The organism is Natronolimnohabitans sp. A-GB9, from assembly GCF_030848565.1.
Lineage (GTDB): Archaea > Halobacteriota > Halobacteria > Halobacteriales > Natrialbaceae > Natronolimnohabitans.
In genome coordinates, this window is record NZ_JAVDDV010000035.1 from 1 (window position 1) to 22,498 (window position 22,498).

Consider the following 22,498-nt stretch of genomic DNA (forward strand, 5'->3'; position numbering starts at 1 on the left):
TCTTTCTCGCATATGGACTAAGAGAGTTCCTCCGGGCTACAGGAGGCGGATACTATTGTTGTCGTCACAGTCTCTACCAGAGTCAAGGAGTGTTTATTACATTCTTCGGATGGATGATTTTACTTGTTACATTCATCAATCTGTATGGGGGAATGCAGTAAGTACCACACGTCGTTACCGAATCGCCTGCTTCAGTTTCAGGTGCGAGACCGTATGAATAACGAAATCGTGTTACTATCTACTGCTGTTCTTCGCTCGTCGTGATATCGGCCGACAGCCCCTGGGCCATCTCGATCTCCTTCGAGTTGTTCATCGTCCAGGCGGTGCGTTCGGTGACGGCCTCGATGGCTTCGCGGGCCGACGGATAGCCGTTCCCAGACTTCTTGACGCCGCCGAACGGCAACTGGACCTCCGCGCCGATACAGGGGAGGTTGGCGTAGGCCAGTCCGAGTTCGGCCCGATCACGGAAGTAGTTGATCTGGCGGTAGTCCTCGGAGATGATCGCACCTGCGAGGCCGTAGGGCGTGTCGTTGTGGATCTCGAGGGCGCGTTCGATGTCGCCGTCGTACTCGAGTACGGCGACGTGGGGGCCGAAACACTCCTCTTCGAGACAGCGCAGGTCGGTCTCGTAGTCGATCTCGTAGACGAAGGGGCCGACCCAGTGTCCGTCTTCGTGACCGTCGGGAATCTCGTCGGCCTCGAGTTCGAACCGGTCGACCAGTACGTCGGCGCCCTCCTGGACCGCCAGCTCGTTGTGTCGGCGGATCTTCTCGACGTGGTCGGCCTCGATGGCCGGCCCCATGAACGTCGACTCCTCGAGGGGATCGCCGACGGCGACGTCGTCGGCGATGTCGACGAACCGCTCTTTGAACTCGTCGTAGATGTCCGTGTGGACGATCAGGCGCTCGCTCGAGACACAGCGCTGGCCGGTCGTCTTGAAACTCGACATGATCGCCGAGTGAACGGCGATATCCAGATCGGCGTCTTCGGTGATGACGATCCCGTTCTTGCCGCCCATCTCACAGGCCGCGAGTTTGCCGGGCTCGCCGCCGACCGTGCTCGCGATCTCCTGGCCGACCTCCGCGGAGCCGGTAAAGAGGACCGTATCGACGCGGCCGTCGTCGGTGATCGCCGCGCCGGCGTCGCCGTAGCCCTGGACCATGTTGAAGACGCCCTCGGGAACCCCGGCGTCGTCCATCATCTCGGCGATGATCTGGCCACACCACGGCGTCTGTTCGGCGGGCTTCCAGACGACCGTGTTCCCCTCGACCAGGGCGATGGCCATATGCCAGAACGGAATCGCGACCGGGAAGTTCCAGGGCGTGATACAGCCGACGACACCCCGGGGCTTGCGGCGCATGTAGGCGTCCTTGCCGGCGACCTCGCTCGGGACGACGTCGCCGTGGGGGTGGCGCGCGTTCCCAGCAGCCCACTCGACCATGTGCCAGGCTTCGGTCACGTCGGCTTTCCCCTCCGAGATCTCCTTTCCACACTCTTTGGTGACGATCTCGCCGAGTTCCTCGTGGCGGTCACGCAGTTCGTGGTAGATGTCCCAGAGGTACTCCGCGCGGTCGATATACGACAGGGACCGCCACTCCTCGAAGGCGTCTTCCGCGGCCTCGAGGGCGGCGTCGACGTCGTCTTCCGTGCCGCGCTGGAACGTCGCCAGCGTCTCCCCGGTTGCCGGGTTCTGGCTTTCGAAGGTCGATCCGTCGCCGTCGACCCACTCGCCGCCGATGTAGTGGCCGTACACCTGTTCGGTCGCTTGCTGGCTCATACCTAGTCCGACGACGAGTGCCGTGAAAACCCTGATGGTGGTTCACATATGTCGCATAGGGTAGCGTCGACCGTTGGAACGGTACTAGCGATCGGCGGGAGATCGAGACAGCAGTCCGTCTCAGGAGACGAGTTTCGTATCGCCGGTCTCGCCCCAGCGCTCGAGTCGGTCGTCCGTGACGTCGTAGTCGATGTCGTACGGCGTGCGTTCCTCCCAGCCCGCCTCGCGGAGGTGGTCCGTGACCTCGTCGGCCGCCTCGTCGTAGTGGTCGCCCCGGTGGAAGTGAGAGGCAGTGAGATCGATCACGTCGAGGTGTGCGTGGATCGCGACTCGGTCGTCGTCGACGCCCCAGACGTGGACGTGGTTCCACTCGTCGCCCAGTCGCGGCCGTCGATAGGACGCGTCCGGCGGGACGAACGCGTCTTCTTCGGCGTCCCACGCCTTCGCCGTCGCGTCGGGAAAGGCGGGCGTCCACTCGAGGGTATCGAGCCCGGAGAAGGCGTCTTCGACCCGCTCGAGGGCCGGTTCGTCGCCCGACGCGCGGACGTGGACGTTGATCGGCAAGGCGGCGGTCCACTCGCCGTCGTCGTCCGGTTTGTACAGACAACGAGGATAGTCGCCGTCTCCCTCGCGGTCGGCGCCGACGACGGCGTCGACTGGCCGTTCGCTCCCGCTTGCGACGCCGGTCGCGCCGACGGCAACGACACTCCCGACGCCTGCGATCGTCTGCCGTCTGGTCGGTCGTCGATCCACGGACGGTCACCCCCAACTCGAGTCGGTAGCGCGTGTCTCGTCGCCGCCGGCGTCGGCCCTGTCGGAAGCCGCGTTCGACTGCATGCGCGCTCGTTGGGCGACACCCGGCACAAGAGTTCGGCCTGAGTGGGCGTGGTCGCACCCGTCTCGAGACACCCCGTCCGGGCCGTCTAGTGGGGTGGCGGCTGCTGACATGGCAATCCTTTTCCGCGGGCGTGCTGAATCCGAGGGTATGTCCGACGAAAACGAAGCCAGCGACAACGGCAACGGCGACGAGGAAGAGAAGTCCTTCCGAGAGCGAGTCGAGGAGATCCGAGAGAAGCGCGCCGAAGAGGGCGAAGAGGGCGAGCCACCGGAGAGCCCGTTCGGCGGCGGTGGCGGCCCCGGCGGTATGGGCGGCGGCGGCAACCCCTTCGCACAGATGATGGGCGGAATGATGGGCGGCGGCCCCGGCGGTATGGGCGGCGGTCCCGGCGGCCGCGGCGAGGAAGAGGTCGGCAACGAGGAACTCGTCCGTGAGGTCCGCCAGCTCCGCGACGAGATGCGCGACCAGACGCGCGCGCTCAAGCGGATCGCCGACGCGCTCGAGGACAACTGAGACGGACTGCTGTTCTCTCGCTTTTTGCGGTCACTGTCCGACGGGAAGCGCCGCCGCTGTACAGCGACGAGGCTGACAGCACGAGTTGACGACGCGATCGCCCTCGTCGAGGATCAACCGCCTCGAGACGACTGTCCCGACGTCTGATACGGGCTGCTGTACGTCGTTACCGGCGCAACCGCAGCCCGGGTCGCGGTTGCGCCGGGAAATCGTTACAGCAATCCGTATGAACGAACCGGTCGGCTAGTCCCGGAGCCGACCGGCGACCCAGTCGCTTACCGACCAGCGACCGACCAGCACACCCGCGAGTTCGACACAGACGTACGCGAAGACGATCCCGGCGACGACGTCGATCGCCCAGTGGATCCCCAGATACATCGTCGAGATCGCGACGGAAACGCCGAGGATCGCCGCGACGACGGTCCACAGCGGATAGCTGTCTCGAGTCCGATAGGCGAGAAATGAGACGGTCGCCGCAAGCGAGGTATGCAGCGACGGGAAGACGTTCGTGTTGCGATTGACCTGCCGCGTGAGATGCTGGTACCGGGGATACGTATCGTACAGCAATGCGTCGACGAGGTCGGGCAGCATGTTTCGGGGGCCGTAGGCGATGACGACGGTGTACAACAGCAGGCCCAGCGCGTAGTTCAGCGCGTAGGCCGTCAGGAGTTCCCGCAGTGGGTGTGTATCCGAGAGCGCGAAGTAGGCGACAACCGGGAAGACCAGCATGAAGACGTAGCCGTAGATGTAGATAAACGAGAAGTAGGCGGTCAGCCACGGCGTCGCCTGCGACTGGAGCCAGACGATGAACTCCCCCTCGAGGTCGTAGATCATCGACGTCGCGTTCCAGGCGACCCCCAGCCGCCACTCACCGATCCACGAGAAGTCCGGCACGACCTGGCGCGCGACGCTGTTCAACAGCAGAATGACGGCCAGAAAGATCGTTATCGGCGCGGCCGCCCGGAGCCGGTGGCGCCACTCCGAGCGCGTTCGGCGACAGCGATCGCGACCGACGAAGAGCCCGACCGAGACGAACACCATGGCGGTCACGACGACGATCAGTTGGGCGAGGACGGCCCCCAACATCAGTGTCTCACCCGGAGAGTACCTTCGCTATCGTACCGGAAGCCGGCCGCCTCGAACTCGTCTCGCGCTGCCTCGCGATTGACCTCGCCGTTCGAGCCCAGGAACGGCAGCTCCGGATCCTCGCCGTCGTACTCGAGGTGTTCGGGCGTCCACGCGTCGGGAACCGGCGCTGCGATCGGTTCCGCGTAGCCGTGAAACACGTCCTCGACGAGCCACGCCTTATCGATCAGCCGGGCGACGACCTGTCGGAATCGCGGGTTCGAGAACGGCGCCTTGCGCGCGTTAAATCCGAGCTGGTAGAACGACCACGAGGGCGATTCGACGACCCGCGTGTCGTCGCGGTCCTCGATATCGTCGATCACGTACGTCTCGAGTGGCGTGCTCGTCACGTCGGCGTCGTCGTTCTCGATCAACTGTATCGCTGACGTACTTCGAGGATCGATCTGAACGCGAAGTTCGTCGGCCGTCGGCTCTGGCAACTCGACGCCGTCGCGTCGCGTGACGTGGTCGTCGAACCGCTCGAACGTGACGTGTTCGCGTTCGGTCCGGTCGTGGAACTGGTAGGGGCCGCTGCCGATCGGCGGGACGTTGTCGGTCACCAGCGCCTCCGTCGTTCCCTCCGCGACGCTGACACCGCGGACGGACGCGGACGCCGACCGGTCGGCCCAGACGTGTCGGGGAAGTATCGGGACCGTCAGCGCGCGCTCGCCGACGTCCTGGCCCGTTCCGACGGTGAACACGAGCGTTTCGTCGTCGCGGGCCGTGACGTCGTCGATCGCTGCAGCCAGACCCCGAAACCGTGGCGACGGCGCGGGGAAGGGATCCCCACCACGCGTCGTGTCGGCGACGAACTCGTAGGTGAATTCGACGTCGGCGGCGGTCAGCGCTTCGCCGTCGTGGAACGTCAGCTCCGATCGCAGGTCGACGACCAGCGTCGACTCGTCCTCGAACACCCAGTCGTCAGCGAGCCAGGGCTCGAGTGAGCGATCGCCGTCGGTGTCGACGACGTCGACCGCCAGCGAGTCGTACAGCAGCTCGGTGATCGTTCCTCGGTCGCGATACTCGGCGGCCAACGGATTGAGGTTCTCGGACGGCCGTGGGTCGGTGTGGACGGCCCGGAGCCGGTCGTCGGCCCCTCCGTTTCGGGACTCGAGACCGAGATACCCCGTTCGCATCGCGAGGTGGCCGTCGTCCCAGCCGTCGAAACGATCGTTTCGGACGAGTCGGTGTTCCGTGGGCCGACAGATCGGGACGAACGGCTGTTCGACAGCCAGCGCCTCGAGTGTCCGTTCGACGGCGTCCCGTCGCTCGTCGCCGTCGGCCTCGCGCTGGGCCTCGAGCAGGTCGTCGACAAGCAGGTTCGTAAAGCCGAAGGGGTTCTGCCAGCCGGACTCGTCGGCATACAGCGAGTGAAGCGCCTCGTAGAGGAACGCGGGATCGGGACTGCCCGGATGCCGACCGACGTAGACGTCGAAGTCGTGGTTGATCAACACCGAGCGCAGGAACTCCTCGCTCGCTCGCATCTCGATCGAGACGTCGATCCCGGCGGTCTCGAGGGCGTCGGCGATCGCACGGGCGAGACGGATGCTCTCCCGGTCGGAGTCAGCGGGGACGGTCGTGATCGTTAGTGACAATGGATCGACGTCGTCGCGGTTGACGGCGCTTCGGAGCTGGCGAATACAGCCACTTGTCGAGACCGTCAGGCCGACGGTCGCCGTCAGTGCCGCCCGGCGGCTGATCCCACCGGATGCGGGTCCGCGTTCGTCCCCGTCGTCCGGCTTCCGGGCCGCCGTCACGGCGTTTCGGTCACTCATTCCGTTTGTTGCAGTTCGCAGGCGGCGATATAACAGTATTGCGCTGGTGGTCGGCGAACATTACCAGCGATCGGTTCGGAGCCGCTCGCGCAGTTCGTCCCGCAGTTCGGTCAGCGTCCAGCGGCCAACGAGTCGGTCGGAGAGGGCGACACAGGCATACGCGAGGATCAGTCCGGCGACGACGTCGATCGCCCAGTGGATCGCAAGGTACATCGTCGAGATGGCGACGCTCGCCGCGAGCACGACGGCGACGGGGAACCACGCCCGATAGGTAGCGCGAGTGTGGTAGGCAAAGATGCCCACCGTCGCAGCCAACGACGTGTGCAGTGACGGGAAGACGTTCGTGTTGCGGTTGACTTCCCGAGTGAGATACTGGTACTCCGGGCTGTGGTCGTACAGCATCGTGGCTACTTCGACCTCGGTGAGGAAGACGTTCCGCGGTCCGTACGCGATCACCAGAACGTACAGTACGACGCCGAGCACGTAGTTGAGCGCGTAGGCGGTCACCAGCCGACGGAACGTCCTCGTGTCCGACAGCAGGAAGTAGGCGACGCCTGGAAAGATCAACAGAAACGCGTAGCCGTAGACGTAGATCCAGGAGAAGTACTCCGTCAGCCACCAGGTCTCGATCTCCTGGAAGACGAGGACGAACTCCCCCTCGATACGACGGATCGTATCGGTCATGTACGTCGAGAACCTGGTGTCGGGGTTCGTATCTCGCATCCACCGGTTGAACACCAGCGTAACCGCCAGTAAGGCAAGCGCCGGCGCACACGTTCGAACGCGGTCGCGCCAGTCGTGTTGCAACTGCCACAGTCGCTCCCGGCCGACGAACAACACCAGCGCGACCGGCAACATGAGACCGACGACGATCGTCAGTCGGAGCAGTACGTCAGCCAGCATCAGCCCAGGATTCGTCCCTCGTCGTCGACTCGATAACCGATCGCTTCGAACGCGCGGTGGGCGTCCTCGATCGCGTCCTCGTCAAGCTCCCCATCAGTGCCGAAAAACGGCGTTACTGGGTCTGTACCGCCCCACTCGAGGCGCTCGGGCGTCCACGCCTCGGTCACGGGCGTCACGAGTGGTTCCGCATGGTCGTTGAAAGCCTCGTCGACGATCCACGCTTTGTCGATCAGCCGTGCGATTCGCCGCCGGAAGAGTTCGTTGCTCGTGGGACTGGTACCGGTGTTGAATCCGACGTGATAGAACGTCGGCGGCGACGACTCCACGAGTTCGACGTCGGATTCGTTGTCCGCCGCTGCCCGCGCTTGCCCGACGGTGTTCGACGAGACCCGCGACGACGTGAGGTCGGCACCGCCGCCGACGATACGGCCGATAGAGGTATCACTTCCAGGATCGACGCTGAACCGAAGCTCTTCGACGAGTGGTCCGCGAAGATGCGTCTCGTCGTCCCCGTCACCGACGTCCTCACGAAGCGTGAAGTGGTCGTCGAACCGCTCGAGCGTGAGGTGACCCCGTCTCGACTGGCTCTCGAACCGGTAGGGACCGCTCCCGATCGGTGCGACCGAGCTGGAGGTGACGAGCCCCCACTCTCCCTGGGATGTCGAGAAGTCGGCGGGATCGTCGATCCGGTCGTTGAGCTCGTCGACCCAGACGTGTCTGGGGAGGATCGGGACGGTCAACACTCGCTCGCCGACCGCGACGTTGCCGTCGACCGTGAGCCGGAGTCGATAGTCGTCTTCGATCTCGATCTCGTCGACTGCACTCGCCAGGCCGCGATAGCGCGGCGCCGGCGACGAAACTGACGCCCGGCCGAACGCGGTGTCGTTTAGGAACCAGTACGTGAACTCGACGTCTTCGGCGGTGACTCTCGTGACGTGTTCCTCGCGGTCGTCGTCTTCGTCCACGTCGTGGAACCGGCAGTCCTCCCTGAGCGTCACCGTAACCGTCGTCCGCCCGTCGTCGTGGGTTTCCGTCTCCCACTTCTCGGCGAGCCACGGTTCGACCTCGGACTCGCCATCGTCGTCGGGCACGACGGTCGCAAGCGAGTCGTAGACGAGGTCGATGATCGTATCGTACTCCCGGTTTATCGGCGAGAGCGGATTGATGTTCGCTGACGGGCGCGAGTCGGTTACGAGTGCGGTGAGACGGTCGACGTCGTCGACCGGTTCGAGACCGAGGTAGCCATGTCGGGTCGCGAAGTCACCGACCTCGTCCCATCCCGTAAACCGTTCGTCATCGTCCCTGTAGAGCCGATACGCCGTAGGTCGACAGATCGGATCGAACGGCTTGAGCTCGGCGACGGTATCGAGGAGTCGCTCGAGCGACTCCTCGCGCTGCTCACCGGTTCGGCGTCGTTGATCCGCTAAATCCACGTCGACTAACCTATCGGAGAAGTTGTACGGATTCTGCCAACCGGTTTCGTTGGCACTGGCATACGTCGAGTGGAGGGCTTCGTAGAGGAAGTCCGGGTCGTACCCACCGGGATGCCGGCCGACGTAGATGTCGTACTCCTGTTCGAGCAGGATCATCTCGAGGAAGTCCGACGGGTTCCGGAACGTCAACTCGGCGTCGATGCCGACTTCCTGGAGGTTCGACTCGAGGTGGCGGGCGATGTGGAGGCTTTCCGGATCGTAGTCGCTGGGGACCGTGGCGATGGAGAGCGATAGCTGATCGCCTCCATCCCGGTTGACGACGCTCCGAACCGAGTCGATACAGCCGCTCAGGGAGAGCGAGAGCCCGGCTGAGCCAGCAGCCAGCACTGAGCGTCGGTCGACGCCGTCAACCGGACCTGTCGTGTCGTAGTTCATTCAGTCTATTACACCTCTTTGCTGTTGATAGATAACAAGATTACGTACTGTGTCTCCCAGTGGGAGTCGTTAAGAATTTTTTCACTCACGCCTGCCTTCTTGTTGTTTGTAGAGGGGATTTATCGCTGGTCGGTAGCTGCACTGTCTACGAAGGCCGGGTATCCACGAATGCGGACCGCGAGAGCGCAACATCAATAGGTGGACCCCAGAAAGTGGACGTATGGAGATCGCCGCCGAACGGATCGAGCGCCTGCACGAACTGGCTCGAGCGGCGGCAGCGGACGGTGACGACGATCGGGCGCGGTACTACGTCCGCCTCGCGCGTCGTGTCGCCGAACGAAACCGGCTCACGCTTCCCCGGAAGTTCCGTCGGTTCACCTGTGATCGCTGTGATGCGTATCTGCGGCCCGGGAAGAACGCCCGGGTGAGATTACAGGATAACCACGTCGTGATCACGTGTGACTGTGGCGCGCACGCGCGATATCCCTACGAGGACGAGGACGAGCACGGGGACGACGCCTGACCGCCGGCCGAGAGCGGCCGCCATCGAGACCTCGATTCCGCGGTTTTGATTCGAGAAGATTCAAACGGCTCGGTTCGCTATCCAGGGCTATGGATAAACAGCAACTCAAGCAAGAAGCACACGACCTCGACGTCACCGTCTGGGTCGGTAAAAGCGGCCTCGAGTCGGTCGTCGACGAACTCGACGATCAGCTCACGAATCGTGACCTCGTGAAAGTCAAGTTCCTCCGGGCTGCCCGCGCCGGGAGCTCGACCGAGGAGAAGGCGGCCGATCTCGCCGACCGTGTCGACGCCGACCTCATCGACACGCGCGGACACACTGCAGTGCTGTATCGATGAGCGTCGGGTTCGGTCCGTTCCCCCTCCAGGCCGAGGACCTGGATCCGATCGGCAACGCCCTCGTCGACGCGGGTCTCGAGACGGCCACTGCGCTGAGCGTCCAGCGTCTGCTCCGGTTCGTCATCGCCTTTGTCGTCCTCTGGATCGTCGGCCGGGCGGTGGTCGTGCCGCTGATCAGCCGTGCCTTCGATCGGCGCGATCTCGACCAACACGTCCAGAACCCGCTGTTGATGCTGACGAAGTTCGGAATCGCCTTCGTCGCCGTCGCGGTCGCGTTCGGGTTCGCCGACTACGGTAACTTCCTCGTCTCGATGGCCGGGATCGCCGCGGCCGGCGCGTTCGCTATCGGTCTGGCGATGCAAAACGTCATCTCGAACTTCGTCGCCGGCGTGTTCATCTACGTCGACAAGCCGTTCCGCATCGGCGACTGGATCGAGTGGGACGGCGGCGACTACGCTGGAGTCGTCGAGGATATCAGCCTCCGGGTGACCCGCGTTCGGACGTTCGACAACGAACTGCTGACCGTTCCGAACTCGGAACTGACCAACGGCGTCCTCAAAAACCCCGTCGACGGCGAGAAACTCCGGCTGAAGTTCGTCTTCGGGATCGGCTACGACGACGACATCGAACAGGCCTCGAAGATCATCGTCGAAGAGGCCAGGCGCCACCCCGACATCATGGACGATCCCGCGCCGTCGGTTCACCTGACGGAACTCGGAGACTCCGACGTCGGTCTCCAGTCACGGATCTGGATCGCCGACCCCTCGAGAGCGGACTTCGTTCGCATCCGCGGTGAGTACGTCACGAGCGTCAAGCAGCGCTTCGACGAGGAGGGGATCGACATCCCCTACCCCGTCCGCACGCTCGAGGGCGGACTCGCACTCGAGGGTCGAGAGCCGATTAGCCAGCCGGCCGAGTAACGTCTTCATCGAACTACTTCCGTCAGTGTCGGCGCGACCACGATCCGTTCTGCGGTCGCACCGGAATATCAGGACAGAAGACCGTATCAGGACGATTCGACGGTCACGTTCTCCGGCGGCTCGAACGCGAACGTCTCGTCGTCGACGTCCTCCTCGAACGAGACCGACTCGAACCGCTCGGTCATCTCGTAGCGGTCACCGTCAGGTCCCTCGTAGACCAGTCGCTCTTTGATCGGATACTCGTACTCGGCGTCGATCCAGACGATCCGCTCGAGGACGTCGAGGTCGTCCTCGCGGTCGACCGTCTCGAGTGCGTAGACGAATTCGGTGTCGCCGACGAGAACCGAGAGCCCCTCCTCGACGGCCTCGTCTCTGGCCTCGACCTCGAGGACGTAGGTTTCCCGGTCGGCGATCGTTTCGGTACCCTGGTAGTCGAGATCGTACCACTCACGGAGTTCGGCCGCCCGGTCGGCGCGATCCGATCGCACCGCCTCGTTCTCGTAGGAGTCGTCGGGTTCGTAGTACGTCGCCCACTGCGAGTCGGGGGAGTACCACCACGAGACCGAGGCGTTCGAGACGTAGACGTCTCCCGCCTGTCGGTACGGGTCGTCAGTCTCGAGGACCGTCTCGCGGTAGTCGACGTACGGTCGTTCGACCACGCGGACGGTCTCGGAAATCGTCCGATCGCCGTCGATCACTTCGGTCGTCACCTCGCCGGAGACGGCCTCGAGGTCGTCTCCGTGGACGAACCCGGCCTCGAAGAGGGTCTCCGGATCGGGGTCGTCGGCCGGCGGAGAGACCGCGACACAGCCACCGAGGACGACCACGGCGAAAACGGCGACCGCGACTAGAGTTCGGCGTGCAGTCATCGACCGGACGATACTCGAGAACGCTGCTAAACCTTGTTATTTTCAGAACACAGTAATGGTGAACAGCAGTTCGTCTCGTATCGCGCCGAACGGTCGATTACCGTCGCTGCTACGAACGGCGACACTGCTACCGAATGGAATGAAACCAGTATGAATGGTGGAAGCCGCGATTGCCCGGCGTTCCGGCCGGGGGAATCCCGGTTGCCTTCTCCACCCCGCAACCCGTCGAGCGACAGGTGTCCGGCGGTCCACTGCTCGCTTCCGCGCCTGATGGGCTGTCGCCGGCTAACCACGATGGGACGTCCCTGCGGACGATCATCGTGGACCGCTGTCCCCGACGGACGAGGCTTCCACGTTGGCTCCCGGGGCCCCGGCCGGTCTGACCGGACGCCCACGGTATTCGGTCCCCGCTAAAGGCCATAGGGCGGGTTACGAGCAGGGCCTAACTGCCCGACCTATCCATCCCATCGTAGGGGGTAGGAACTTAAGGGCCTTTCGCCTCTCCGATCGACAGACGACGGAGGGATCGTTCCCCAATAGCGTCGCTAGTGGCGGTCCACGCCTGCACTGCTGGGTCGAATCCTGAGATGTCGTCCGATTCGACCCATCAGTCGACGGTTGGAACGGTACTAGTCGACTCGAGCAGAAGTATCGAATCGCCGGTCGTTATACTGTCGGACAGCAGTCAGTGATCCGTCGGTCGTGAATTCGCAGCCGTCACCCTCGAGGACGGCCGCAGTCGGGCGACCGACCGGTAACTCGTACTGTCCGACGGTATTACTCGAGGTCGCCGTGATCGGCCTCGCCGGATTCCCCGCGTTCTTTCGCTGAAAGCGGGACGGCCAGGACGAGTAACGTGAGGTAGTACAGCGCGACGGCGGCGACGACGACGGTGCCGTCGATTCCCGGGAGCGACGCGCTCTCGAGGAGCGTCTCGTCCGGCTCGAACGCCCAGAGGTGAAAGATCCAGCCGATCAACATCGCGGTCATCAGGGGGAGGTAGACTCGCCGCAACCGGTGGCTGAACGCGCCGCGGTAGCTGATATTTGTGGCGGGTTCGCGGTAGTCCCGGCTCAGTTCCCGCCGCCAGGCGTCGTGTTCGACGCCCTCGGAGGGATCGAGCGCGTTCGCAAAGAGGTTCTCCTGGAGCATCCTGACGCGCGAACGCCAGATATCGTAGTCGCGAAACCGACGCGCCTCGATGAACAGAAAGACGGTGCCCATCATGAGGCCGGCGAGGATCACCGCGTGGGACACCTCACCGGAGAAGGCGTAGGCGACGATCGCGGACATCACCGTCACCGCCCAGTTGGTCGTGGTGTCGAGGCGGTCGCGCCACTCGACAGTACGTTCCATCTCGCCGCGGTAGAGATGGGCCGCGACCGAGCCGAGACCGGTGCTCTCGTCGACCATCTCGCGGCCGATCTCGGCTTGCTCCGAACTCTCGGGGTCGAAGCCCGAGTCGTCTGTCATACGCATATTACGACGCGAAGGGGCAACGGTTTTCGCACCGTCAGCCACACGTGACCGTTCGGACGAATCGATCAATCGCTCGCGTACGCGTCCTGCAACTGAGTGATCTGCTCGTCCGTCCCGGCGACGACGAGTCGATCGTCGGCGGTCAGTTCGATGTCTTCGATCTCCGAACGGAGGTCGCCGTCGCGGACGAATCCGACGACGACACAACCCGTCTTTTGCCGGACAGTCTCCGGATCGAGTTCCGTACCGGCGAGATCCGATCCTGATACGGTGCTGAGTTGGAGTTGGTTTCCAAGCGGCATCACCTCGTAGTCGAACGTCCTGAGCGTGATCATCCGTCCAGCGACGTTCGCCAGGGCGAGGACGTAGTCGGCTCCTGCTTCACGTAACGCACGTACGTTCTCGGCGCTGTCAGCACCGACGACGATCTCGAGGGACGGCTCGAGCTCGCTCGCGGTCAGGATTGTCCGGATCGCGTCGTCGTCACACTCGAGTGCGACGACGAGCGTCTCGGCGTCCTCGAGACCTGCCTCGATGAGCGTCTCTTCTTCCGTCGCGTCGCCGACGACGTCGACTTCCGGTCCGGGTTCACGGTCAACGACGATCGTCTCGTGTTCCGCACGGTCGAGACTACCGTCGGTGACCGTCCCGACGAGTCCGCGGCCGGCCACGACGACGGGATCGTCGGCCATCCGATACCGACGCCCTGACGAGGCCAACATCTCCGAAACCGACTCGAGTTCGTCCTGGCTACCGGCCACGAGCAAGGCCGTGTTCTCGTCGATCTGGACCTGTTCCGGGAGTCGAGTGACGAAGTCGCCACGAACCCACGCCCCGAGGATGGCAACGCCGGTCCGTTCGATCCGACCTGCGGCAGCCACGGGCTGTCCGAAGAGGTCCGCCTCCGGTCCGACGTGGTACTCGCGAAGTTCGAGGTCGGCACCGAACTCGACCTCGTCACCGAGATCGGTCGCAACGACGTTTCGGACCCGGTCTCCGAGCGCCTTCCCGAGTCGCTGTTTCGGTAACAGTACCTCGTCGACGCCCGCGTATCGGAAGTATCGTGCTTGGGAAATATCTTCAACGAGCACGAAGACGTTCGCGTCGGGGTCGCGACTTTCGATCGAGATGACCGTCTTGATCGGATCGCGCTCGGTCGCATCGACGACCACCGCTAGCGCGTCGTCGAGGTGACTTGCATCGAGCGTCTCGTCGGCTGCTGGATCGCCGTACAGGACGGTGAACTCGTCTTGATGGAGCGTCTGTGCGCGATCCACGTCGTCCTCGAGGATCACATACGGCGTCCCGCTGGCCTCGAGTTCGTCGACCAGGGTATCACAGAGGGACGTGTACCCAACGATGATGACGTGGTCCTCGAGACCGGAGATCTCCGTCGGCGGCGTCGGTTCGACGAGCGTTTCGAGCCAGGGCACGACGAACTGCGGGATCGCGACGAGCACGTAGGCGATACCCGTCACCTGGATCAACACCACGAGTGCGGTCATCTCGAGGGTTTCCCAGGGGGCGTCCTGTCCGTACCCCGTGGTCGTCATCGACTGGATGACGATCTCGAGGGACTGATACCACGTCCGCGACTCGCCTTCGTAGGTCGCCATCCCCCACCGGTAGGCGAACGAATAGAGGACGATCAGGAACAGCAGCGATCCGACGTAGACCGCGAGCCGTTTCGGTAACGCTACCACCGTCTCATACCCCCGTCGTGAGGGTACGATCGGCCGGTTGTCTGATGTCGATCATGCGTTCGACGTCACCGTCGGCTCCTATTTTCTTTGCCAGCCTCCCAACAGCGTGAAAACGAAGCACTGGCTCGACGACGGCGTGGATTACTCTGTTTCAGTACTGGCACCCTCGAGAACCCCGTCGAACTCGCCCGCGCTGGGACCGGTCTCGAACTCGGCAGCCGATTCGGGCGAGACCTCCTCGAGGGCCTGCTCGAAGTGATCGGTAGTCAGTTCGATCTCGTCTGCATCGCGGTCTCGGCCTTCAGCCTCGGCCTGGACGTGTTCCCGAACGGCGATCGTCGCGGCCTCGCGGCAGACGGCTTCGACGTGGCGGTCCAGCCGGCCCGGACGCAAGAGCGCGTCGTCGGTCAGTTCCGGCCGGTTCGAGGCCGCGATCACGACGACGTCCCCGAGTTCCTCGAGCCCATCGAGTTCGGTCAACAGCTGTGAGACGACGCGCTCGCCGACGTTGGAGTCGCCGACGCCGGACCCGCGTTCGCTCGCGATAGCATCCCCTGTTATCCTTTCGCTTGAGCGGGCGCACGCGGAGTTGCATGGTCCTGTCGAAAGCGAGTCGCGTGGCTCCGACGCGTGAACGCGAGCCAAAACCGCTTCAGTGTGAAAAGTCCCGACCAGTCGATGCGCGGACGAGGACGATCACGCGTCGGAGAGCGAGAGCGGTTCACCGGACGAGGCCGGGTGCCGATTCACCGACGACTGCCCGCGGTTACCCCTCGAGCGGGATCTCCTTGCCGCGGGCCCTCGTGTCGGCGACCGGTAGCTCGACCTCGAGGACGCCGTTGGTGTACTCGGCCGCAATGGCGTCGTCGTCGATGTCCTTGGGGAAGCGGAACCGCCGGTGGGAGGTCTTCTTGCGGCCGCGCTCGTCGTCGACGTGTTCGGCGGCCACGTTGAGGACGCCGTCGTCCCACGCCAACTCGATCTCGTCGGTCTCGAAGCCCGGCATATCGATCGTCAGGACGAACGCGTCGTCCTCCTCGTACAGTTCGTAATCGCTGTTCCCCCGGTCGCTGAACAGGCGGGACGGCATGTCGAGGCTCTGTGCCCAGGTGCTTGGGGTCGGTCGGAGCACCATGGCTGATCACCTCGAATTCAGTTAGAGATTGTCCGCGGTTCGTAAAAAATCTGTCGATCCATGAGTGTTGGTAACTCCTATCGCGGTATAGGTGGTACCAGTCGACGCGATGGAGGAAAAGGCCCATTAGTTCTCCGACACATCACCGAAACATGGGACTTGGCAGCACCGCAAAGAAGATTCAGGGTCTCTCGGACCGCGCCGAAGCGATGTACAAACAGGTACAGCAACTCCAGGAGCGAATCGTCGGCCTGGAAGAGGAGATGGACGACACCCACGACACGGTCAAGCGTCTCGACCACCAGATCGGCGAACAACGCGAACTCCTGCTCGCGATCGCCGAAGAACAGGGCATCGACGGCGAAGAGATCCTCGCCGAGGCCGCCATCGACGAGGCCGAACTCGAGGACGAAGCGGACGACGAAGCAACCGACGCCGACGCGGACGAGTCCGACGCGAGCGACGCGACCGCTGAGTAAGACGGTTCAGTTCGACGATTCGCTTTCTCGAACGCGACGTGTGACTCGAGTGTCTCCCGACGCGCTCATCGACTCCGTCCGAGATCTCGAAACACAGACTCGAGTCACGAACCACGAGCGTGCGCCGATCAGGCGGCGAGCCGACGATGCTCGACTTTCAGACAGCGGTCCTGTACGACCGTTCGCCCGTCGGCTCTGGCACGGGCTGTCGCCTCGTCGTCGCGGATCCCCTTCTGGGTCCAGATCACCTCGACGTCGTCGCGCTCGAGTGCGGCGTCGACGATCTCGGCGACTTCGTCGCTGGGTCGGAAGATACAGACGACGTCGATCGCTGCCTCGAGGTCGGCGAGCGAGTCGGCGGCCGGCCGGTCGAAGATCTCCTCGGCGAAGGGGTTGACCGGGAGCACGTCGTAGCCGTGTTCGAGGAGGTACTTCGGTACGTCGTGGGCCGCTTTCCCGGGCGTACTCGAACAGCCGACGACGGCGACAGTCTCGTACTCGAGGGCGGCTTCGATCGCTGCAGTGGTGTCGACTGACATTGGACTAGCGGCTATGGCGCTCGTGAGGGTAACGTTTCGGGATTCGTCGGCGTGGGACAGAAAACGGGGCTGGAAACCGTAAGCCCCGACGGCCCTTCAACGCGAGAGACCCGCAGTCGTGATCTCGGGTTCGTCGCCGTCGGTGGGCTCCTCGAGTTCGATGACGGCGTCGAACAGCTGTTTGAGCGTGTTCATCGTCTGGTCGTCGTGCGCCGTCGAGTCGATGGCGTACAGCCCCAGCGCGTCGGCGCTCTGGATCCGACCCGTAAAGACGTGGAGGAACCGAAAGACAGTCTGGAGATCGGAGTACATCAGCAGCGTCGATACCGAGTGCAACAGGACGCGGTTTTCGGTCAGGCCCCGGTCCTCGTAGAACTCCTGGAGAAACTCGGAGAGCTTGATCCCGATGCCGGTCATATCGACCGGCGAGGAGGCGTACTTCACCCGTGGGTCGTCGTCGACGCTCCCGATACCGCGCTGTTTCGTGACGCAGTCGACGATCCCAATATCCGGAGTCGTGCCGGGAGCAACCGCATCGGAGAACCCCTCGAGGACCTTGTCGGCGCTGTCTTTGGTCGTCACGATGATCGTCCCATCGCCACGGTCGGCACCGCTCGCGAGAATATCGAAGGCAAGCGCTCGCTTCCCCGTCAAGGGTGGCCCCGCAAGGAGCAGGTTCGTCCCGGGATCGATATCGGCGTCCGGGAGGACATCAGCGAGGTCGTACATACCAGATACTCACATCCTACAGCCGCAGTGGGGACCGTCGGTAACTCCGGCGTGTGGTAAGAGAAAGCCGAATCCGACTTATAGTACTTTTGATTGTATACCTATTTCTAACACTAATCGCCAGTGGTTTGGATGATAACCAGGACGAATATCGGTCCGAGCGCGTCAGATTCCGCCGGGGAGCACCGTCGCTGCCCGGCCGACGATGAACGCGAGCGCGGCGAGAAACATCCCATACTTGAGATGCTCCTGGCCGGCCGTCGGATCCGTGAAACTTTCGTAGGTCGCATAACACATAACCGCGACGGCCGGCACTACGACGAGCAGGTACGCGATCCCGAAGTCCTCGAGAAGGAGATACGGGAGCGGACTCGCAATAGCACCGACCACCAACAGCCCCGCAGCGATGTACAGGGCAGGACGCTCGCCGATCGCGATCGGAAGCGTGTTCAGCCCCTCCTCGCGGTCGCCCTCGAGGTCCTCGACGTCTTTGATGATCTCTCGAGTCAGCGTCGCGATCGCCGAGAGCAAGAAGAGCACGACCGCAGGCGCCATATCGCTTACCGCTGCAGCCCCGAAGAGGAACGTACTCCCCACGAGATAGGCGACCAGGGCGTTCCCGAGGCCGGGAAGTCCCTTGAAGTACTCCGTGTACGCGACCAGCGCGACGAGGTTGATCACGGCGATGGCGATCGCTGCCACGGGAAGGACGAACGCGAGTGCGACCGCAAGCGCAAAGAGGAGGCCGCTGAACACAAGCGCACCGCGTGGACTTACGGCACCCCGCGGAATCGGTCTGTCAGGTTCGTTGATCCGATCGATCTCCCGGTCGAAGTAGTCGTTGATCGCGTTCCCTGCACCGACTGCCAGTCCCGTTGCGGCGACCGCAGCGGCGACCTGAAGCGACGACCCGGCGATGCCACCGGCGACGAACGCTCCGATGAACGTCAGCACGCTCGCCGCGATCACGTTTACCGGCCGCGTCAACTCGAGTAACCCACGGCCCGTCTCACCCACTGCCATGCACGGGACTGCTCAGCGGTCGTGGTTAAACGGTACGATCCGTTCTGGACGAGAGCACGGACTGGGACGGGTCGTCGAAGACGGTCGCCCGTCGATCATACGGACTGCTGTCCTGATCGCCAGGGCGGGGTCGACGATCGGCTGTCAGTGACGATAGCAAGCCGTATCAGCGCCACTCCTCGAGGTCACACAGCGAGTCGACGTCGATCGAGAGCCACCTGGTCACCCTGTCGTCGCCGGTTGCATCGGCCGGAACGGCAGTCCAGACGTCCTCGTCGTCGGTGAGCAACTCGAGCGGTGCGCCTGCAGTCTGACCATCGTCGGGGAGTGGGGCCTCGTTCACCGTCATGCGTGTCGGTGTTGAGTCCCGATGACAAAGACCCCGTGCGGCAGTTTTCATCGAGTGAGAAGTTCGGATATATTGGCGGGACTCGATGTCATGGTGGGGGCTGTCGAAATCGGCTAAAATCGAGTGACTTATACGGGGTCGGCGGAAATGGAGCAATGAGGGCGCTTAGCTCAGTCTGGACAGAGTACTTGGCTTCGGACCAAGCTGTCGCGGGTTCAAATCCTGCAGCGCCCATCATTCTGCAATAAACTCCGAATCCAGAAGAAAGCGCAGTACGGCAAGGGGGTTATTTAAGCACATATCATTCTGATGATGGCAGAGCGCAAGTTGTTGTGGGTCGCCCTTGTCGCCGCATGTCGATTCGGGTCATACAAAACGCGGCAAGATTATCATTCTTGTCGACGCGGCAATGAAATTCAGTAGCACTAATGCGTTCGCGGGTCAGGAATCTGCCGCATTCTGCCGCCAGTGAGAATAAGTAGAAATCAAAACTCTACTTCGCTATCGTTCCAGCCCCACGTTTCATCCTTCTCGATCTCTAGATCATCGTCTTGTTCGAGTTCCTCTATGCGTTCGTAGGCGTGCGCGAGTTCGTCTTCCAATCGATTCAGTCGGCTTTCCATTCGGCTAAGGCGATCATCGACTGACAGACTGTCTGTGTCATCTCTGGCGAGATCGTAGAGTTTGACTGCCTTCTCTCCCTCCTCTGTGAGAGTAACTTCCTTTGGTGGGAATTGGCCGAGTTCTTCATCGAAGTCCGGTTGATGTGTTTCGATTAATTCGGCTTCTTCGAGGATGTCGTAGCGATAGTTGATGCGCTTGTTTTTGATGCCTGTTTCTCGCGTTAGGTCTCGGGTAGTACATTCCCCGCCTGATTCGCAGACAATGCGGAGTATTTCTGATGAGAGCCAGTCAATTCGTTCGCCTTTGATTCTCTTCGACATATTCATGTTTTATATATGATTGGTTAAGGAGTTTCGGTGAAATAGGCAGATGAAGAATTTGGTATCAAATTTGGTATGAAAAACTAGATATGAATATTGGGTATGTTTCTGTATCTAATGAGAAAGCGTCAATATATAGCCAGTGCGTATCCTCCGGTTCATTGGTTCGATCTGGAGTGTTAGGAGGAAGAATCAGATTTGTTACTGATGTGTGGAATCAGTGATTAGAAGCCTCATGGAACACCCAATCACTAAACCAGAATGTAGTTTCTATTCACACTCCTAACAGGGGGTACACACAGAAGGCACTACAGAAACGGAGAGGCTATTCCGATATTTTAGCAACCCGTCCAATTACAGTTGTGGCAGAACTTGATTTGTGCATTAGGACCCATCCCCCGTGTCACTACTCCACCGCATTCCGGGCACCTTTGCGTGATTGCGTCCGTTGGGAGGGTCCAGTGACAGGACAGACATTGCTCCGTCTCTCCATCGCTGTACACTGCATACTTACCACAGTCCGGGCACTCTGTTCCTCCACCGATCATTTCTGACTTCGTATATTCCATGTTGCGGTTCTCGCAGTAACCATGGGTCATATAAAAAGCCTCAGTCCAACTCAAAAACATATACAATCCATATATCAACTCCATTAATAATCCGAACTACTGATAAGGCTTGACAATAGATTCAGAGAAAATGAAGCCGGTGGACAAATTCGGGAACCGAATCCACCCCTCGATTTTTGAAGAATTATCCGATTTCGGTGATACACTTCGTGAACTGGGGTATTCTGAGTCACGGACTAAACCAAACCTCTTCTACTACAGTCCATCTGGTGGGATCGCTTTCTTCATGGATATGCGTGGAACCTCAATCGTAGATATTGCTGAGGACACTCGTCCATTATTCTACTGGGACATCGATGTCGAGATGGAAGATTGGGCTAAACGACGCCTTCTCAAAGAAGAGCGTGAACGTTTGTCTGAACACGGTGTTCCCTTACGACTGAGTGGGGCACGTCGTTTCTCTGCTTTTGGCGGGTCAAGTCCGGGTGATGAAGATCATCTTTCTAATCCATTTGGTCCAGCTGATGGATACTGTGAATCCTGTGGGCGTGATTTCAGCGATTCAGGCTACTATTGTTCTGAGGAATGTGAGAGGGAAGAGCGACCGGATCGTTTCTGTAGGGCTTGCGAAGACCGAGTTGATCCATCAGAAGTCGTCCGGCACCATGTTAGCTACTTTCCTGAAGAGATCGTCGTCGTTTGCCAGTCTTGTCACAACAAAATTCACTTCAGCGACCAGTATCCTGAACTCACTCCTCCTGAAGAAGAGATACGCCGGTTCTACGACGAAGAACAGGAGATAGATTCAGACGCAGGAATAGCAGAAACTTCTGGTTCTGAGTCGGCAACTGCAGCACAGGAGGGGTCGGAAGAATCAGATCGAGGATGGGAAGACATCTTTCCCTTTGATCCTCGACCTGCACAGCGTGATGGAATTGAGTCTGCGCTTCCCGTCTTGGATGAGGACGGCTATCTAATTCTGGAAGGGGCATGCGGGACCGGAAAGACCGTTATGGCCCTTACTGCGGCGATCAATCAAATTGTAAACGGTGAGAAAGAGAGACTCGTTGTAATTACGCCTCTCAAGCAGCAACAACAGCAATTTGTAGAGGATTTGAGAGAGATCAATCAGAATCTTCTCGAATATGAGCAGTTGAATGGCCTCTCCCTTGTTGGAAAGAAAGAGGTATGTCCATATTCTCGGGAAGGTCTTGTCGATTTCTCACCAGAGAACGTCCAAGGGAGATGCTCAGACCTCCGTAGGGAGACTCGTGAGACATTTACAGGCGGTGAGCCGGTCGCTGAACAAGCCCGAGAGATCGTCGATGGCGCATATGTTGGTGCATCGAGTCCTGAACCCGATGCAGACTATTGGCCCGGTGTAGAGACAGCGGGCAGCTGGTCTCATTTTCCACAATCCGAACTGCCAACTGTTGAGGATTCAGAGGTTTGTCCTTTCTACGCTCAACATTACGCTTACGAGAAACGGCCACGATTCGGTTTTAGTGATGCTCCGAATCACGTTTTTTCAGGTGAGGACCTTGTTAGAACAGCGGTGGACGAAAATTACTGTCCTCATTCCGCAATGTACGCTCTCATAGAGCGAGTAAACGTTCTCATTGCAAATTATACCCATCTATTCAATGATGGGGTCCGCGCACTCTTAGACGACTTTATCGACGATAAAACGCTTCTCATCGTTGACGAAGCACATAATCTTGAACCACGTGTACGAACCGGCCTTGATCGAACGAAGGCGTTTTCTACAATACAGGCAGCAACGGATGACCTCGAATCCTTCCTCAATAGCGGTTTGATCCAACCGTACAGTCTTGACGAAGAGATCGCTCCAGAATTAACCAAACGGCATCTGCAACGTGCATATGATTGCTTGGATACGTTTATCGATTCTGTGCATCAGGAGGTTTCCGACCACTTAGACTCAGAATACACTGGCTGGAAAAGAGAGATCGATGATACCTTGCGTGATTCCGATGAACGGCTCGATTATATAGAAGAACCAGATTCTCTTCGAGAGGAATGTGATTTGCCGCAATTTGAAGAAATGGCCCTCCAGACCTTAGAGAGCAACATTGAGCA

The 22,498-nt window shown here is 61.1% G+C and carries 21 protein-coding genes, 1 tRNA gene, 1 other RNA gene and 1 pseudogene; 7 read left to right on the forward strand and 17 right to left on the reverse strand.

The genetic code is table 11. The features are described from left to right. Nucleotides 1-238: 238 nt before the first annotated feature. Together RBH26_RS20210 and RBH26_RS20215 are read right to left on the reverse strand one after the other, a co-directional pair. Nucleotides 239-1,777 (reverse strand): aldehyde dehydrogenase family protein, encoded by a 1,539-nt coding sequence (locus RBH26_RS20210; protein WP_306760165.1) that lies wholly within the window; start codon nt 1,775-1,777, stop codon nt 239-241. Nucleotides 1,778-1,897: 120 nt separating this feature from the next. Continuing rightward, nucleotides 1,898-2,530 carry a hypothetical protein gene (locus RBH26_RS20215; RefSeq protein WP_306760166.1) on the reverse strand — a complete coding sequence of 211 codons (633 nt, stop codon included), beginning with the start codon at nt 2,528-2,530 and terminating at the stop codon, nt 1,898-1,900. Nucleotides 2,531-2,723: 193 nt separating this feature from the next. Between RBH26_RS20215 and RBH26_RS20220 the strand changes: the two genes are divergently transcribed. Next, the gene (locus RBH26_RS20220; RefSeq protein ID WP_306760167.1) at nt 2,724-3,128 is read left to right on the forward strand and encodes a hypothetical protein; all 405 of its coding nucleotides are present in this window, start codon (nt 2,724-2,726) and stop codon (nt 3,126-3,128) included. A gap of 243 nt (nt 3,129-3,371) precedes the next feature. Here RBH26_RS20220 and RBH26_RS20225 read toward each other — a convergent pair whose 3' ends face one another. Genes RBH26_RS20225 through RBH26_RS20240 form a run of 4 tightly spaced genes read right to left on the reverse strand, consistent with a single transcriptional unit; the run spans nt 3,372 to nt 8,799 of the window. Then, nucleotides 3,372-4,214: a phosphatase PAP2 family protein gene (locus tag RBH26_RS20225; RefSeq protein WP_306760168.1), complete on the reverse strand. Its 843-nt coding sequence runs from the start codon at nt 4,212-4,214 to the stop codon at nt 3,372-3,374. Then, the gene (locus RBH26_RS20230; protein WP_306760169.1) at nt 4,214-6,028 is read right to left on the reverse strand and encodes an ABC transporter substrate-binding protein; all 1,815 of its coding nucleotides are present in this window, start codon (nt 6,026-6,028) and stop codon (nt 4,214-4,216) included. Before RBH26_RS20230 ends, RBH26_RS20225 begins: the two co-directional genes overlap by 1 nt. Nucleotides 6,029-6,088: 60 nt before the next feature. Next, nucleotides 6,089-6,931 carry a phosphatase PAP2 family protein gene (locus tag RBH26_RS20235; RefSeq protein WP_306760170.1) on the reverse strand — a complete coding sequence of 281 codons (843 nt, stop codon included), beginning with the start codon at nt 6,929-6,931 and terminating at the stop codon, nt 6,089-6,091. Beyond that, the gene (locus RBH26_RS20240) at nt 6,931-8,799 is read right to left on the reverse strand and encodes an ABC transporter substrate-binding protein (protein WP_306760171.1); all 1,869 of its coding nucleotides are present in this window, start codon (nt 8,797-8,799) and stop codon (nt 6,931-6,933) included. Before RBH26_RS20240 ends, RBH26_RS20235 begins: the two co-directional genes overlap by 1 nt. 220 nt (nt 8,800-9,019) lie before the next feature. Here RBH26_RS20240 and RBH26_RS20245 point away from each other — a divergent pair, with 220 nt between their 5' ends. The 3 genes from RBH26_RS20245 (at nt 9,020) to RBH26_RS20255 (ending at nt 10,580) form a co-directional block, all read left to right on the forward strand. Beyond that, nucleotides 9,020-9,322: a ribonuclease P protein component 4 gene (locus tag RBH26_RS20245; RefSeq protein ID WP_306760172.1), complete on the forward strand. Its 303-nt coding sequence runs from the start codon at nt 9,020-9,022 to the stop codon at nt 9,320-9,322. A gap of 89 nt (nt 9,323-9,411) precedes the next feature. Further along, on the forward strand, nt 9,412-9,660 hold the full coding sequence (locus tag RBH26_RS20250; protein ID WP_306760173.1) for a YhbY family RNA-binding protein: 249 nt from the start codon (nt 9,412-9,414) through the stop codon (nt 9,658-9,660). Beyond that, nucleotides 9,657-10,580 carry a mechanosensitive ion channel family protein gene (locus RBH26_RS20255; protein ID WP_306760174.1) on the forward strand — a complete coding sequence of 308 codons (924 nt, stop codon included), beginning with the start codon at nt 9,657-9,659 and terminating at the stop codon, nt 10,578-10,580. Before RBH26_RS20250 ends, RBH26_RS20255 begins: the two co-directional genes overlap by 4 nt. A gap of 86 nt (nt 10,581-10,666) precedes the next feature. Here RBH26_RS20255 and RBH26_RS20260 read toward each other — a convergent pair whose 3' ends face one another. The 6 genes and pseudogenes from RBH26_RS20260 to RBH26_RS20285 all read right to left on the reverse strand — a co-directional run bounded on the left by RBH26_RS20260 (nt 10,667) and on the right by RBH26_RS20285 (nt 15,766). Beyond that, the gene (locus RBH26_RS20260; protein WP_306760175.1) at nt 10,667-11,449 is read right to left on the reverse strand and encodes a DUF2092 domain-containing protein; all 783 of its coding nucleotides are present in this window, start codon (nt 11,447-11,449) and stop codon (nt 10,667-10,669) included. Between the two features lie 154 nt (nt 11,450-11,603). After that, an RNA gene (gene ffs, locus RBH26_RS20265) (signal recognition particle sRNA) lies at nt 11,604-11,915 on the reverse strand. A 311-nt stretch (nt 11,916-12,226) separates the two neighbouring features. Then, nucleotides 12,227-12,922, reverse strand: a complete 696-nt coding sequence (locus RBH26_RS20270; protein WP_306760176.1) for a DUF2270 domain-containing protein — start codon at nt 12,920-12,922, stop codon at nt 12,227-12,229. Nucleotides 12,923-12,993: 71 nt separating this feature from the next. Beyond that, nucleotides 12,994-14,631, reverse strand: coding sequence for an NAD-binding protein (locus tag RBH26_RS20275; RefSeq protein WP_306760177.1), 1,638 nt, complete (start codon nt 14,629-14,631; stop codon nt 12,994-12,996). Nucleotides 14,632-14,772: 141 nt separating this feature from the next. Continuing rightward, a pseudogene (locus RBH26_RS20280) lies at nt 14,773-15,183 on the reverse strand (AAA family ATPase); the annotation flags it as partial. Nucleotides 15,184-15,397: 214 nt separating this feature from the next. Continuing rightward, on the reverse strand, nt 15,398-15,766 hold the full coding sequence (locus RBH26_RS20285) for an Hsp20/alpha crystallin family protein (RefSeq protein ID WP_306760178.1): 369 nt from the start codon (nt 15,764-15,766) through the stop codon (nt 15,398-15,400). 152 nt (nt 15,767-15,918) lie between these two features. On the opposite strand from RBH26_RS20285, the gene RBH26_RS20290 reads away from it, so the two are divergent. Continuing rightward, on the forward strand, nt 15,919-16,245 hold the full coding sequence (locus RBH26_RS20290) for a DUF5798 family protein (RefSeq protein WP_306760179.1): 327 nt from the start codon (nt 15,919-15,921) through the stop codon (nt 16,243-16,245). Nucleotides 16,246-16,373: 128 nt separating this feature from the next. On the opposite strand, the gene RBH26_RS20295 is transcribed toward RBH26_RS20290, so the two are convergent. From RBH26_RS20295 to RBH26_RS20310, 4 genes are all read right to left on the reverse strand, one after another. Further along, nucleotides 16,374-16,784, reverse strand: coding sequence for a CoA-binding protein (locus tag RBH26_RS20295; protein ID WP_306760180.1), 411 nt, complete (start codon nt 16,782-16,784; stop codon nt 16,374-16,376). Nucleotides 16,785-16,880: 96 nt separating this feature from the next. Continuing rightward, a complete protein-coding gene (locus tag RBH26_RS20300) occupies nt 16,881-17,513 on the reverse strand; it encodes a recombinase RecA (protein ID WP_306760181.1) in 633 nt (210 codons plus the stop codon). A 165-nt stretch (nt 17,514-17,678) separates the two neighbouring features. After that, nucleotides 17,679-18,536 (reverse strand): geranylgeranylglycerol-phosphate geranylgeranyltransferase, encoded by an 858-nt coding sequence (locus tag RBH26_RS20305; protein ID WP_306760182.1) that lies wholly within the window; start codon nt 18,534-18,536, stop codon nt 17,679-17,681. Nucleotides 18,537-18,702: 166 nt separating this feature from the next. Then, entirely contained in the window at nt 18,703-18,885 is a 183-nt protein-coding gene (locus RBH26_RS20310) for a hypothetical protein (RefSeq protein WP_306760183.1), read from the reverse strand. A gap of 159 nt (nt 18,886-19,044) precedes the next feature. On the opposite strand from RBH26_RS20310, the gene RBH26_RS20315 reads away from it, so the two are divergent. After that, nucleotides 19,045-19,119: transfer RNA gene (locus tag RBH26_RS20315), tRNA-Arg, on the forward strand. 251 nt (nt 19,120-19,370) lie between these two features. On the opposite strand, the gene RBH26_RS20320 is transcribed toward RBH26_RS20315, so the two are convergent. Beyond that, on the reverse strand, nt 19,371-19,829 hold the full coding sequence (locus RBH26_RS20320; protein ID WP_306760184.1) for a winged helix-turn-helix transcriptional regulator: 459 nt from the start codon (nt 19,827-19,829) through the stop codon (nt 19,371-19,373). Nucleotides 19,830-20,528: 699 nt separating this feature from the next. Between RBH26_RS20320 and RBH26_RS20325 the strand changes: the two genes are divergently transcribed. Further along, nucleotides 20,529-22,498 (forward strand): DEAD/DEAH box helicase (locus tag RBH26_RS20325; protein WP_306760185.1); only part of this gene is annotated, 1,970 nt, incomplete at its 3' end.